Source organism: Pantoea sp. SJZ147, assembly GCF_007828605.1.
GTDB lineage: Bacteria > Pseudomonadota > Gammaproteobacteria > Enterobacterales > Enterobacteriaceae > Pantoea > Pantoea allii.
Genome location: NZ_VIVB01000004.1, coordinates 108,309 through 123,014, shown reverse-complemented (window position 1 = coordinate 123,014; position 14,706 = coordinate 108,309). Strand labels below are relative to the sequence as shown.

Genomic DNA, 14,706 nt, shown 5'->3' with positions numbered 1-14,706 from the left:
TGAAATAATTTCGTAACTGTCTGTGCCAAATGCCAGGCAAAAAAAAGCCCGCCCTCAATAAGGCAGGCTTTTTCAACGCGTAACGCGTTTTATTTGGTCAGGAATTCAGCCTCGGCAGCCTCAAAGCGTTCGACGGCCTGTGCTGAGGGTTCACGACTCGCCAGGCTAAAGATCACGATGGCGATACTCGCAAAGATAAAGCCCGGAATAATTTCATACAGTCCCAGCCAGCCATACTGTTTCCACACCAGCACCGTTACCGCCCCCACAATCATGCCCGCCAGCGCACCGTTGCGGTTCATGCGTTTCCAGCAGACGCCAAACAGCACCACCGGTCCGAATGCCGCGCCAAATCCGGCCCATGCATAGCTGACCAGGCCTAAAACACGGTTCTCCGGGTTAGACGCCAGTGCGATAGCAATTAATGCCACCAACAGCACCATCAGACGGCCGACCCATACCAGCTCTTTCTGACTCGCATTTTTGCGTAAAAAGCCTTTGTAGAGATCTTCCGTCAGCGCACTGGAACAGACCAGCAGCTGACAGCTGAGCGTGGACATGACCGCCGCCAGAATCGCAGAAAGTAAGATGCCCGCAATCCAGGGATTAAACAGGATGCGCGCCAGCTCAATAAACACACGTTCGCCATTCTGCGAAACGCCTGCGGCCTGAGAAGGGTTGTTCTGGAAATAGGCGATACCGAAGAAACCGACGGCTACCGCACCTGCCAGACAGAGAATCATCCAGGTCATACCGATACGGCGCGCGGTGCGAATAGATCGATGTGAGTCCGCCGCCATAAAACGCGCCAGAATATGGGGCTGACCAAAATAGCCCAGGCCCCAGCCCAATAACGACAGCACGGCAACCACATTCAGCCCTTTAAACATATCCAGGTTTTCAGCGCCTTTGGCCTGAATAACCGCCACGGAATCGCTCCAGCCACCTACGGCAATCACCACGAAAACAGGCGTCAGAATCAGCGCGAAAATCATCAGGCTGGCCTGGACCGTATCCGTCCAACTCACGGCCAGGAATCCGCCCACCAGGGTATACAGAATCGTGGCGGCCGCACCGGCCCACAAAGCCGTGGCGTAATCCATCCCGAAGGTACTTTCAAACAGGCGAGCGCCCGCAACCACACCTGACGCGCAGTAGATGGTGAAAAACACCAGGATCACCACCGCAGAAATCACCCGCAAAATTTTGCTGCGATCTTCAAAGCGGCTGGTAAAGAAGTCTGGCAGCGTCAGGGCGTTATCATGGTGCTCTGTCTGGACACGTAACCGCCCCGCCACGATTTTCCAGTTAAACCATGCCCCGATAATCAGGCCAATGGCGATCCAGCTTTCAGAGATACCGGAAAGAAAAATGGCACCGGGCAATCCCATCAACAACCATCCACTCATATCAGAGGCACCGGCTGACAGCGCGGTTACGACACTGCCCAGACTGCGGCCACCCAATATATAGTCGTCGAAGTTTTTGGTTGAGCGCCAGGCGATAAAACCGATGAGCACCATCCCGAGGATATAAATTAAAAAGGTCACCAACATTGGCGTACTTACTGTCATTTGTTTCTCCGTTATTATCCGATCTCTTAAGAGAAATCTTTTTCCTGAACCATCGGAACGTGACGGCGTCAGGGTAGTACCGCATCAAGAGAAAGCGATTTCCCTTAAGGCGCGGTATCCTGCCGTAAAGGCACGTCGCACACAATGCATTTAACACATCCGTCACATTGGTTTCACCTCCCAGGCCTTTTTAAATGTTCACAGGTTGCGCCCGCTCACAATTAAGTTGCACCTTTGCATCCCTTTCAACCTTTATATTGAATGGGGTTGCAACATTGGCGAGTTTCTTGCAGCAAGATTTGTGCCGCTTTTAAATGTTAATAATGAAAGGGGTTTCAAAGTGTGCAACTGAGGTCACATTTAACACGGTTGCACAAAGTTGCAACATGGGTAATAGTGCAGCCCATGCTCTGGTCAAAACCGTTTTAAGGAAGAGAAAATCATGGGAACAACCACCATGGGGGTGAAGCTGGATGAAGCCACCCGCAGCCGCATTAAACTGGCGGCACAGAAAATTGATCGCACGCCGCACTGGCTGATTAAACAGGCGATCTTTAATTATCTGACCCAGTTAGAAGCGGGTGAGACGGTGGAAGAGATTCCATTGCAGCTGAGCGATGCGGCCGCCGATGAGCTTGCCCCGGAAGAGATGGTTCAGCCCTTCCTTGAATTCGCAGAAAACATTCTGCCTCAGTCGGTTGCCCGCTCGGCGGTGACCGCCGCGTGGCGTCGTCCAGAGACCGATGCCGTTCCCATGTTGCTTGAGCAAGCCCGTCTTCCGGCCGCGCTGGCAGAAAAAACCCATCAGCTGGCGTACGCGCTGGCCGACAAACTGAGGCACCAAAAAGGGGCAACCGGCCGCGCCGGCATGGTGCAGAGCCTGCTGCAGGAGTTCTCCCTCTCCTCTCAGGAAGGCGTAGCGTTAATGTGCCTGGCCGAAGCCTTGTTACGTATTCCCGACAAACCGACCCGCGATGCGCTTATCCGTGACAAAATCAGCAACGGCAACTGGCAGTCGCACCTTGGCCGCAGCCCGTCACTGTTTGTGAATGCCGCCACGTGGGGATTACTCTTTACGGGGCGTTTGGTCTCAACCCACAATGAAGCCAACCTGTCGCGCTCGCTCAACCGGATTATCGGTAAGAGCGGCGAGCCGCTGATCCGTAAAGGCGTGGATATGGCGATGCGCCTGATGGGCGAGCAGTTCGTGACCGGTGAGACCATTGCCGAAGCCCTGGCGAATGCCCGCAAGCTTGAAGAGAAAGGCTTCCGCTATTCCTATGACATGCTGGGTGAAGCCGCCCTGACCGCCAGCGATGCCAAAGCCTATCTGGTTTCCTATCAGCAGGCGATTCACGCCATTGGCAAGGCCTCGAACGGCCGTGGAATCTATGAAGGCCCGGGCATTTCGATCAAGCTGTCTGCGCTGCATCCGCGCTACAGCCGCGCCCAGTACGACCGGGTGATGGACGAGCTGTATCCGATTCTTAAGTCTCTGACCCTGCTGGCCCGCTCTTACGATATCGGTATCAACATTGATGCTGAAGAGGCCGACCGCTTAGAGCTTTCTCTTGATATGCTGGAAAGGCTCTGTTTTGAACCTGAGCTGGAAGGCTGGAACGGCATTGGTTTTGTCATTCAGGCTTATATGAAGCGTTGTCCGTTTGTCATTGATGAACTGACGGACCTTGCTCAGCGCAGCCGCCGCCGCTTGATGATCCGTCTGGTAAAAGGGGCCTACTGGGACAGCGAAATCAAACGCGCCCAGATGGAAGGGCTGGAAGGCTATCCGGTTTATACCCGCAAGGTGTACACCGATATTTCGTATCTGGCCTGCGCCCGCAAACTGCTGGCGGTGCCGAACCTGATCTACCCGCAATTTGCCACGCACAATGCGCACACGCTGGCGGCCATCTATCAGTTAGCGGGAAATAACTACTACCCAGGACAGTACGAGTTCCAGTGTCTGCATGGTATGGGCGAACCGCTTTATGACCAGGTCGTGGGCAAAGTGGCAGAGGGTAAACTCAATCGTCCCTGCCGTATTTATGCGCCGGTCGGCACGCATGAAACTTTACTGGCTTATCTGGTGCGTCGCTTACTGGAAAACGGCGCGAATACCTCGTTTGTTAACCGTATCGCTGATACGACGATGCCGATTGACGAACTGGTGGCCGATCCGGTGGCCCAGGTCGAAAAAATGGGCATCAGTGAAGGCACGCTGGGTCTGCCGCATCCAAAAATTCCACTTCCACGTGACTTATACGGCAGCGATCGGGTGAACTCTGCGGGTCTCGATATGGCCAATGAACATCGCCTGGCTTCGCTGTCCAGCGCCCTGTTGAGCGGTGCCAGTGAGCCTTACGCCGCACAACCGCTTATCGACGCACCGCTGAGCAGCGGGGAAAGCCAGAATGTCGTCAACCCGGCCGCACCGTCGGACGTGGTAGGTACGGTCCGCAACGCCTCAGAACAGGAGGTTTCGCAGGCCATTGAGGCGGCGGTGAATGCCGGCCCTATCTGGTTTGCTACGCCACCGCAGGAGCGTGCGGCGATCCTTGAACGTGCCGCGCAGCTGATGGAAGGTCAACTGCAGCAATTGCTGGGCATTCTGGTGCGTGAAGCCGGTAAAACCTACAGCAATGCCATTGCTGAAGTGCGTGAGGCCGTCGATTTCCTCTATTACTATGCTGGCATCGTGCGCCATGATTTTGACAATGAAACGCACCGCCCGCTGGGACCGGTGGTCTGTATCAGCCCGTGGAACTTCCCGCTGGCCATTTTTACCGGTCAGGTCGCGGCCGCACTGGCTGCGGGGAACAGCGTACTGGCGAAACCTGCCGAGCAAACGCCGCTGATCGCCGCCCAGGCCGTGGAGATTTTACTGAGCGCCGGTGTCCCGGCTGGCGTACTGCAACTGCTGCCGGGCCTGGGTGAAACCGTGGGTGCGCAACTGACCGGAGATGAACGCATTCGCGGTGTGATGTTTACCGGCTCCACGGCTGTCGCCACGCTGCTGCAGCGAAACCTTGCCGGCAGGCTGGACCCGCAAGGCCGTCCTACCCCGCTGATTGCCGAAACCGGCGGCATGAATGCCATGATTGTCGACTCCTCTGCCCTGACCGAACAGGTGGTTATCGATATCGTCGCCTCGGCCTTTGACAGTGCAGGTCAACGCTGTTCTGCCCTGCGTCTGCTGTGCGTGCAGGAAGACGTGGCGGATCATACGTTGAAAATGCTGCGTGGCGCGATGGCGGAATGTCGTATGGGCAACCCGGAACGCCTGTCTACCGACATCGGCCCGGTGATCGATGAAGAAGCGAAAGCCAATATTGAGCGCCATATTCAGGCGATGCGTAATAAAGGCTTTAAGGTGTACCAAACGGCGCAGGATAATCCTCAGGACAGCAAAGAGTGGGCAACGGGCACCTTTGTTAAACCCACGCTGATTGAACTGGATAAAGTCAGTGATCTGACCCAGGAAGTGTTTGGCCCTGTGCTGCACGTGGTGCGCTTTACCCGCAGCAGCCTGCCGCAGTTGATTGAACAGATTAATGCATCGGGTTACGGTCTGACCTTAGGCGTGCACACCCGCATTGACGAAACCATCCTGCAGGTTACGGCGGGGGCCAAAGTCGGCAACCTGTACGTCAACCGCAATATGGTCGGTGCGGTCGTCGGGGTACAACCGTTCGGCGGGGAAGGTTTATCCGGTACCGGCCCGAAAGCGGGTGGTCCGCTTTATCTGTATCGCCTGCTGGCGAACCGTCCGGATGACGCACTGAGCATTACCCTCGCCCGTCAGGATGCTGAGCGTCCGGCCGATAATGCGCAGCGTCAACTCCTGCTGGCTCCGCATCAGGCATTGACCGACTGGGCAACAGATAAACCTCAGCTGTCTTCACTGTGCCAGCACTATGCCGCGCTGGCCCAGGCGGGAACCGTGCGTCTGCTGCCAGGCCCGACCGGTGAGCGCAATACCTTCCTGTTGTTGCCGCGTGAGCAGGTGCTGTGTCTGGCGGACAACGAGCAAGATGCGCTGATTCAACTGGCGGCGGTGACCAGCGTCGGTAGCCAGGCACTGTGGCCGGACGATGAACTGCACCGCAAAGTGCTCGCCACCTTGCCGACGGCGGTGAAAGCCCGTATCACGCTGGCGAAAGATCCGCTGGCTGGGCATTTTGACGCCGTGATCTACCATGGTGATGCCGACCAGCTCCGCAGCCTGTGCGAACAGGTCGCGGCGCGCGAAGGGGCCATTGTGTCGGTGCAGGGCTTTGCCCGTGGAGAAACCAATCTGCTGCTGGAACGCCTGCTGATTGAACGATCGCTGAGCGTGAATACCGCGGCGGCAGGTGGAAATGCCAGCCTGATGACCATCGGCTAACGTTCTTCAGACTTTCTCTCTGATCGCTAATGAATAAAGGTTCATGCCCGGCATGAACCTTTTTTTTTCGCCTTACGCATGGCGTAATTTATTTCTGGCATCCGTCATCGTTAAATAAAAACAGCGTAAAAAACGAATATTTCCCCAGAAAGAAAAAAACTTTATTGCAGCGACCAATGCTGTCAAATGCGTTAACAGAAAGCGTCAGGTTGATAACGAAAACGCACGCCCTCAGCGCTATTCTCAGGCATTTCCTGCTGATGACTGGCGCACGACAACGCGACAGAAACTTATTAGCGGCACTAACACCTTATTCCACCCTGTCAAAACAAACCCAATATAATGGCCTGATTAAAAAGCAGTAATTTTATTTAAAATTTCAATATCCCATTATTAATACACTTTTGTTAATCCTTATTTTAGCCAGCCTTCTACCCCTTTAGGCGTATTTGGGGATGTTCTTGATATTTATCAAAATCCACAACCGAAACTTAATCATAATTTAACCAGCAAAATTTACGTTAATTGACATTTCATCATCTTTGCCCTCAATGCAGGCAGATGCCTTCACGCCTGCCTGCACGTAACGTTTATCCTGACCCGGAGTACATTGTGAATAAAAAAGAAAGACTATTACGGGAATGGCATCCTGAAGATTCTGATTTCTGGCAACGGCGCGGGCAGCATATTGCTCGTCGAAATTTATGGATTTCGGTTTCAGCGTTGCTGCTGGCATTTTGTGTGTGGATGTTGTTCAGCGCCGTTTCGGTTTATCTGAATCAGGTGGGTTTTCATTTCACCATTGAACAGCTCTTTTTATTAACCGCACTTCCGGCGCTGTCGGGTGCCCTTTTCCGCATTCCCTACTCCTTTATCGTGCCCATTTTAGGCGGCCGTGTCTGGACCACATTCAGTACCGCTATCCTGATCGTCCCCTGTGTCTGGCTTGGGTTCGCTGTGCAAAACCCGCAAACGCCCTATGCGGTCTTCATCGTTATTGCGCTGCTGTGCGGATTAGCAGGCGCGAACTTCGCGTCCAGCATGGGCAATATCAGCCTGTTCTTCCCTAAACGTCAGCAGGGTTCGGCGCTGGGCATCAATGGCGGCTTGGGTAACTTAGGCGTCAGCGTGATGCAACTCGTAGCCCCTTTTATCATTTTTGTTCCGTTTTTATCCCACGGCGTTCCCCACGGCGAAGGAGCAGCCATCTGGCTGGCAAACGCGGCCTGGATTTGGGTGCCGCTACTGGCGCTGACCGCTATTGCCGCCTGGTTTGGCATGAATGACATTGCCGGAATGCGCTCCTCACTTCGTGACCAGTTGCCGGTGTTGAAAAATGCCCACGTCTGGATCATGGGCATGCTTTATCTTGCCACCTTTGGCTCGTTTATTGGTTTTTCCGCGGGCTTTGCCGTGTTGGCGAAAACCCAGTTTCCAGCGGTGGATATCACGCATTTCGCCTTTTTTGGCCCGCTGCTTGGCGCACTGGCCCGGTCGGGGGGCGGGATGATCTCCGATAAGCTCGGTGGCGTAAAAGTGACCATCATTAATTTTATGCTGATGGTGATGTTTTCCGCCCTGCTGTTCCTCACCTTACCCGGCAGCGGCAGCGGATCGTTCCTGGGTTTCTACCTGGTGTTTATGGGGCTGTTCCTGACCGCCGGGCTGGGCAGTGGCTCCACCTATCAAATGATAGCGGTGATTTTCCGCCAGCTAACGCAAAGCAAAATGCTGGCACAAGGCCACAGTCTGGATGCCGCACAGCATGCCGCCGTGACCGATACGGCGGCGGCGCTGGGTTTTATCTCGGCACTGGGCGCCATCGGCGGTTTCTTTATCCCCAAAGCCTTTGGCAGTTCGCTGGCCATTACAGGTACGCCCGCCGCCGCCATGATTGTGTTTTTGCTTTTCTACATCGTCTGCCTGCTCGTGGCCTGGCTTTCATATGGTCGTGGTAAGAAAACCAGCGATTAATTCACCCGATTATTATTCACACATCAGCTCATGATTGAGTTGAATTCAACGGGTCGTTGACCCGACTGGAGAAGTGTTATGAGTAAACTTCTTGACCGTTTTCGCTATTTCAAACAAAAAGGTGAAAGTTTCGCCGATGGCCATGGGCAGGTTTATCACAACAACCGTGACTGGGAAGACGGTTATCGTCAGCGCTGGCAGTACGACAAAATTGTCCGTTCAACCCATGGCGTGAACTGTACCGGCTCCTGTAGCTGGAAAATCTATGTTAAAAACGGTCTCGTCACCTGGGAAACCCAGCAGACGGATTACCCTCGCACTCGCCCAGACCTGCCTAACCATGAGCCTCGCGGCTGTCCGCGTGGTGCCAGCTATTCATGGTATCTCTACAGCGCCAACCGCCTGAAATATCCCCTGGTGCGAAAAGCCCTGCTTGAGCTGTGGCGTGAAGCACTGCGTGAGAACCGCGATCCGGTTGCGGCATGGGATGCGTTGATGTCTGACGCGGAAAAATCGCGTCAGTACAAATCGCAGCGCGGCCATGGCGGCTTCGTGCGGGCCAACTGGCAGGAGATGAATCAGCTGATTGCGGCAGCCAACATCTGGACCATTAAACGCTATGGCCCCGACCGCGTTGCTGGCTTCTCCCCTATCCCGGCGATGTCGATGGTGTCCTATGCGGCGGGTACGCGCTATCTGTCGTTAATCGGCGGTACCTGTCTGAGCTTTTACGACTGGTACTGTGACCTGCCCCCGGCCTCGCCCATGACCTGGGGCGAACAGACGGATGTGCCGGAATCCGCTGACTGGTACAACGCGGGCTACATCATTGCCTGGGGTTCAAACGTACCGCAAACGCGTACGCCCGATGCGCACTTCTTTACCGAAGTGCGCTACAAAGGAACGAAAACCGTCGCCATCACACCGGACTACGCCGAGGTCGCAAAACTGAGCGATCAATGGCTGGCCCCGAAACAGGGCACCGACAGCGCCCTGGCGATGGCGATGGGGCATGTGATCCTCAATGAATTCCACCTGAAAAACCCCAGTGATTACTTCCTGAACTATGCCCGCCAGTACACCGATATGCCGATGCTGGTCGTGCTTGAAGCCCGTGAAGACGGCAGTTATGCGCCGGGCCGCCAGCTCCGTGCCGCTGACCTGATGGACAATCTGGGTGAAGAAAACAATCCACAATGGAAAACCGTGGCCTGCAATGCCGATGGCGCACTGGTGGTGCCTAACGGCTCGATAGGTTTCCGTTGGGGTGAAAAAGGGAAATGGAACCTGGAGCAAAAAGCGAATGGCTCCGCCACCCAACTGGCACTCAGCCTCATCGATCAGAACGATGCGCTGGTGGACGTGGCGTTCCCTTACTTCGGTGGACTGGAAAACCCACAGTTCCGCCATGTTAAGCAGGACGACATCCTGCTGCATAAACTGCCGGTGAAAATGCTGACGCTGGCGGACGGCAGCCGGGTGCCTGTTGCATCGGTTTATGACCTGACCCTGGCGAACTATGGCATCGATCGTCAGCTGGATGACAGCAACTGCGCACAGGATTACAGCGATATTCGCGCCTATTCGCCAGCCTGGGCGGAACAGATCTGTGGCGTGCCACGCAGCCAGATCGAAAAGATCGCCCGGGAATTCGCCGAGACTGCCCATAAAACCCACGGCCGTTCCATGATCATTCTCGGTGCCGGTATTAATCACTGGTATCACATGGATATGAGCTATCGGGCGATGATCAACATGCTGGTGTTCTGCGGTTGTGTTGGTCAGAGCGGCGGCGGATGGGCGCACTATGTCGGTCAGGAAAAATTACGTCCTCAGACAGGCTGGGCCCCGCTGGCGTTTGCGCTGGACTGGAATCGCCCTCCTCGCCATATGAACAGCACCTCGTTTTTCTACAATCATGCCAGCCAGTGGCGATTTGAGAAATTGCAGGTGAAATCCATTCTGTCACCGCTGGCCAATCCACACGATTACACCGGTCACCTGCTGGACTTTAACGTTCGCGCTGAGCGCATGGGCTGGTTGCCTTCCTCGCCACAGCTTAACGTCAACCCACTGGAGATCAGCGCCCAGGCCCGCCAGGCCAACATGACGCCAGAAGCCTGGACCGCTCAGGCATTGAAAGCCGGTACCATTCGTATGGCCAGTGAGCAACCCGACAGCGGCACCAACCATCCACGCAATATGTTTATCTGGCGGTCCAATCTGCTTGGCTCATCCGGCAAAGGCCATGAGTACATGCTGCGCTATTTACTGGGCACCGATAGCGGTATTCAGGGCCAGCCAGTGGATGATTCGGCGCTGATGCCAGAGGACGTGGAGTGGCAGACCGAGGCGCTGGAGGGCAAGCTCGACCTGTTGGTGACCCTCGACTTCAGGATGTCCAGCACCTGCCTGTTCTCGGATATTGTGCTGCCCACGGCGACCTGGTATGAAAAAGATGACATGAACACCTCTGACATGCATCCCTTTATCCATCCGCTTTCTGCGGCCGTCGATCCGGCCTGGGAATCAAAAAGCGACTGGGATATTTATAAAGGCCTCGCTAAAACCTTCTCGGCACTCTGTCAGGGCCACCTGGGTGAGGAAACCGATGTGGTGCTCCAGCCTGTTCAGCATGACTCGCCCGCCGAACTGGCGCAGACCGGCGATATCTGTGACTGGAAAAAAGGCCAGTGCGACCTGATTCCGGGTAAAACCGCGCCGCACATCGTGACCGTTAAGCGGGATTACCCGGCCACCTATGAGCGCTTCACCTCTGTCGGGCCGCTGCTGGAAAAACTGGGCAATGGGGGGAAAGGCATCAGTTGGAATACCGATAAAGAGGTCGAACTGCTGCGCAAACTCAATTATGTGAAAGCGGACGGTCCGGCCAAAGGACAGCCGCAGATCAACAGCGCCATTGACGCTGCTGAGATGATTTTAACGCTGGCCCCGGAAACCAATGGTCAGGTCGCGGTCAAAGCCTGGAATGCGCTGAGCGAATTCACCGGCCGGGAACATGCCCATCTGGCCCGCAACAAAGAAGAGGAAAAAATCCGCTTCCGTGATATCCAGGCGCAACCGCGCAAGATTATTTCCAGCCCCACCTGGTCCGGGCTTGAAGATGAGCATGTCTCTTATAACGCCGGTTATACCAACGTCCATGAGCTGATTCCCTGGCGCACCCTGAGCGGTCGTCAGCAGCTCTATCAGGATCACCCCTGGATGCGGGCGTTCGGTGAAAGCCTGGTGGTTTATCGTCCGCCGGTTGATACCCGCAGTCTGGAAGGATTGAAACATATCCCGTCCAACGGCTTTCCGGAAAAAGCCCTTAACTTCCTGACGCCGCACCAGAAATGGGGCATTCACTCGACTTACAGTGACAACCTGCTGATGCTGACCCTGTCCCGTGGCGGGCCGATTGTGTGGATGAGCGAAGCCGATGCGCAGGAACTGGGCATCGAAGATAACGACTGGATTGAAGTGTTCAACGCCAATGGTGCCTTAACCGCCCGTGCCGTTGTCAGCCAGCGCGTACCTGCCGGCATGACCATGATGTATCACGCCCAGGAGCGACTGATGAACATTCCTGGTTCTGAAGTAACAGGCATGCGCGGCGGTATCCATAACTCGGTGACCCGCGCCTGTCCTAAACCCACCCACATGATCGGTGGATATGCCCAGCTGGCCTATGGCTTCAACTACTACGGCACGGTCGGTTCCAACCGGGATGAGTTCATCCTGGTGCGCAAAATGAAACAGGTTAACTGGCTGGATGATGAAGGCCGGGATCAGATTCAGGAGGCAGCAAAATGAAGATTCGCTCACAGGTCGGAATGGTTCTGAATCTGGATAAATGTATTGGCTGCCACACCTGTTCGGTGACCTGTAAAAACGTCTGGACCGGGCGTGAAGGTATGGAATATGCCTGGTTTAACAATGTCGAGACCAAACCCGGCATAGGTTATCCCCAGGCCTGGGAAGACCAGGAGAAATGGAAAGGCGGTTGGATACGCAAAATCAACGGCCAACTGACGCCACGTCTGGGTAGCCGCAGCGCCGTGCTGACTAAAATCTTCGCCAATCCCGTGGTGCCGGGCATTGATGATTATTACGAGCCCTTTACCTATGACTACCAACACCTGCATACCGCTAAAGCAGGTAAAAGTCAGCCGACCGCCCGTCCACGTTCGCTGATCAGCGGCGAACGGATGGATAAAATCGTCGGCGGCCCTAACTGGGAAGAGCTGCTGGGTGGGGAGTTCAGCAAACGCAGTGCCGATAAAAACTTCGACGCCATGCAGAAAGAGATGTATGGCCAGTTTGAAAACACGTTCATGATGTATCTGCCGCGCCTGTGTGAACACTGCCTGAACCCAGGCTGTGCAGCCACCTGCCCCAGCGGTGCGATCTATAAGCGTGAAGAAGACGGCATTGTGTTGATCGATCAGGATAAATGCCGGGGCTGGCGTTTATGCATTAGCGGCTGTCCCTACAAAAAGATCTATTTCAACTGGAAGAGCGGCAAGTCAGAGAAGTGTATTTTCTGCTATCCCCGCATTGAGTCAGGCATGCCGACCGTCTGCTCTGAAACCTGCGTGGGCCGCATTCGTTATCTGGGCGTGCTGCTCTACGACGCCGATAAGATTGCCGATGCCGCCAGCACGGAAAATGAGCACGACCTGTACCAGCGCCAGTGCGACATCTTCCTTGACCCGAACGATCCCGCCGTGATTGAGGAAGCCTTACGTCAGGACATTCCGCAAAGCGTGATCGACGCCGCCCAGGCTTCGCCGGTCTGGAAAATGGCAATGGACTGGAAGCTGGCCCTGCCGCTTCACCCGGAATACCGCACCTTGCCGATGGTCTGGTATGTGCCGCCGTTGTCACCCGTTCAGTCGGTGGCTGATGCCGGTCTGCTCGAAGCGGACGCCAGCGTTTTACCCGATGTGGAAAGCCTGCGGATACCTGTGCAATACCTCGCTAACCTGCTGACGGCGGGCGATACCGCGCCGGTATTACGCGCGCTGAAACGGATGATCGCAATGCGCCATTACAAACGCTCGCAGACCGTTGACGGCGTGACGGATACGCGCGCGCTTGAAGAAGTGGGCCTGAGTATGCAGCAGGCAGAAGAAATGTACCGTTATCTGGCCATTGCCAACTATGAAGACCGCTTTGTTATCCCCTCCAGTCATCGCGAACTGGCCCGGGATGCCTTTCCGGAACGCAACGGCTGCGGCTTCAGTTTTGGTGACGGTTGCCACGGCAGTGATACTCAGTTCAATTTGTTTAACAGCCGCCGCATTGATGCCATTGATATCGGTAATAAAGCGGGAGGGGAATGATGGATATCCTGAAACTTATTGGCATGTTGCTTGAATACCCGGATGAATCGCTGTGGCAGCACCAGGATGAGGTACGTGCACTGATCACGCAGCACTATCCTGCACTTTCGTCCTTTACCCAGCATTATCTGGCGGCAGCACCGCTGGATAAGCAGAGCGACTGGTGCGCCCTGTTTGAACGCGGGCGGGCAACATCACTCCTGCTGTTCGAACATGTTCATGCTGAATCGCGCGATCGCGGTCAGGCGATGGTGGATCTGCTGGCTCAGTATGAGCAGGCCGGTCTGGAACTCCACTGCCGGGAGTTGCCCGATCATCTGCCGCTCTATCTGGAGTACCTGAGTCAACAGGATGAGAAAGCGGCGCGTCAGGGCCTGAAGGATATCGCGCCAATTCTGGCCCTGCTGGGCGGACGACTGAAAGCGCGCGGCAGTGAGTTTAGCCAGCTGTTTGACGCCCTTCTCAACCTCGCGCGTAGCCCGCTGCACAGTGAGAGCGTTGCCCGGCAGGTTGCCACCGAGCCGCGCGATGACACGCGCGAAGCGATAGATGCGGTATGGGAAGAAGAACAAATTAAGTTCATCGATGATAAAGCCTGCGATCGTTCTGAACGGCAACAGCATCAACGCCGTTTCAGTCAGGACAGCCGTCCGCAGTATCTTGAACTGACCTCTGGAGGCGCACAATAATGCACTACCTGGACGTGTTATTTTTTGATATCTATCCCTACCTGTGCGGAACGGTTTTCCTGGTAGGCAGTTGGCTGCGCTATGACTACGGACAGTATACCTGGCGTGCCTCATCCAGCCAGATGCTGGACAAAAAGGGCATGCGCTTTGCGTCCAACGTCTTTCACATCGGCATTATTGGGATCTTATTCGGGCATCTGTTCGGCCTGCTGACGCCGCACTGGATGTACGAACCCTTTCTGTCGATTGCCACCAAGCAGAAACTCGCGATGATGGCCGGTGGCGTCTTTGGCTTGATGACGCTGGTTGGCGGCTTTCTGCTGCTGAAAAGACGGCTGCTCAATCCACGCATCCGGGCGACCTCGACGCGCGCCGACATTGTGATTATGGGTATCCTTGTGGTGCAGGTTGCCCTGGGGCTGATTTCCATCATCTTTTCGCTGCAGCACATGGACGGCCTTGGCATGATGAAACTGGTCGGCTGGGCGCAGGCGGTGGTGACATTCCAGGGTAATGCTGCCCAGTGGCTTGACGGCGTTGAGTGGATTTATCGTGTTCACTTGATTCTGGGCATGACGATTTTTCTGGTCTTCCCGTTTACCCGTCTTGTGCACGTCTGGAGCGCGCCAGTTGAGTATCTCACGCGTCGCTATCAGGTGGTACGCGCACGTAAATAAGACGGCCCGTGAACCCGACCACCTCATCGCTGGCCGGGTTCATTTCTCTTTTTCAAA

The 14,706-nt window shown here is 55.3% G+C and carries 7 protein-coding genes; 6 read left to right on the top strand and 1 reads right to left on the bottom strand.

Annotated features, from left to right (window positions below):
* Positions 1–89: 89 nt before the first annotated feature.
* Positions 90–1,574, bottom strand: coding sequence for a sodium/proline symporter PutP (gene putP, locus FBY13_RS07665; protein ID WP_063879942.1), 1,485 nt, complete (start codon positions 1,572–1,574; stop codon positions 90–92).
* 442 nt (positions 1,575–2,016) lie between these two features.
* Between putP and putA the strand changes: the two genes are divergently transcribed.
* The 6 genes from putA to narI all read left to right on the top strand — a co-directional run bounded on the left by putA (position 2,017) and on the right by narI (position 14,649).
* Positions 2,017–5,961, top strand: a complete 3,945-nt coding sequence (putA, locus tag FBY13_RS07660; protein ID WP_109716503.1) for a trifunctional transcriptional regulator/proline dehydrogenase/L-glutamate gamma-semialdehyde dehydrogenase — start codon at positions 2,017–2,019, stop codon at positions 5,959–5,961.
* 612 nt (positions 5,962–6,573) lie between these two features.
* Positions 6,574–7,935, top strand: a complete 1,362-nt coding sequence (locus tag FBY13_RS07655; RefSeq protein WP_255474463.1) for a NarK family nitrate/nitrite MFS transporter — start codon at positions 6,574–6,576, stop codon at positions 7,933–7,935.
* Positions 7,936–8,013: 78 nt separating this feature from the next.
* Positions 8,014–11,751: a nitrate reductase subunit alpha gene (locus tag FBY13_RS07650; protein WP_145393875.1), complete on the top strand. Its 3,738-nt coding sequence runs from the start codon at positions 8,014–8,016 to the stop codon at positions 11,749–11,751.
* Complete coding sequence (gene narH, locus FBY13_RS07645) at positions 11,748–13,283, top strand: nitrate reductase subunit beta (protein ID WP_145393874.1); 1,536 nt, start codon at positions 11,748–11,750, stop codon at positions 13,281–13,283. Before FBY13_RS07650 ends, narH begins: the two co-directional genes overlap by 4 nt.
* Positions 13,283–13,972: a nitrate reductase molybdenum cofactor assembly chaperone gene (gene narJ, locus FBY13_RS07640; protein ID WP_145393969.1), complete on the top strand. Its 690-nt coding sequence runs from the start codon at positions 13,283–13,285 to the stop codon at positions 13,970–13,972. The genes narH and narJ overlap by 1 nt, the downstream gene beginning before the upstream one ends.
* Complete coding sequence (gene narI / locus FBY13_RS07635; protein WP_096011003.1) at positions 13,972–14,649, top strand: respiratory nitrate reductase subunit gamma; 678 nt, start codon at positions 13,972–13,974, stop codon at positions 14,647–14,649. Before narJ ends, narI begins: the two co-directional genes overlap by 1 nt.
* The last annotated feature ends 57 nt before the right edge of the window (positions 14,650–14,706 follow it).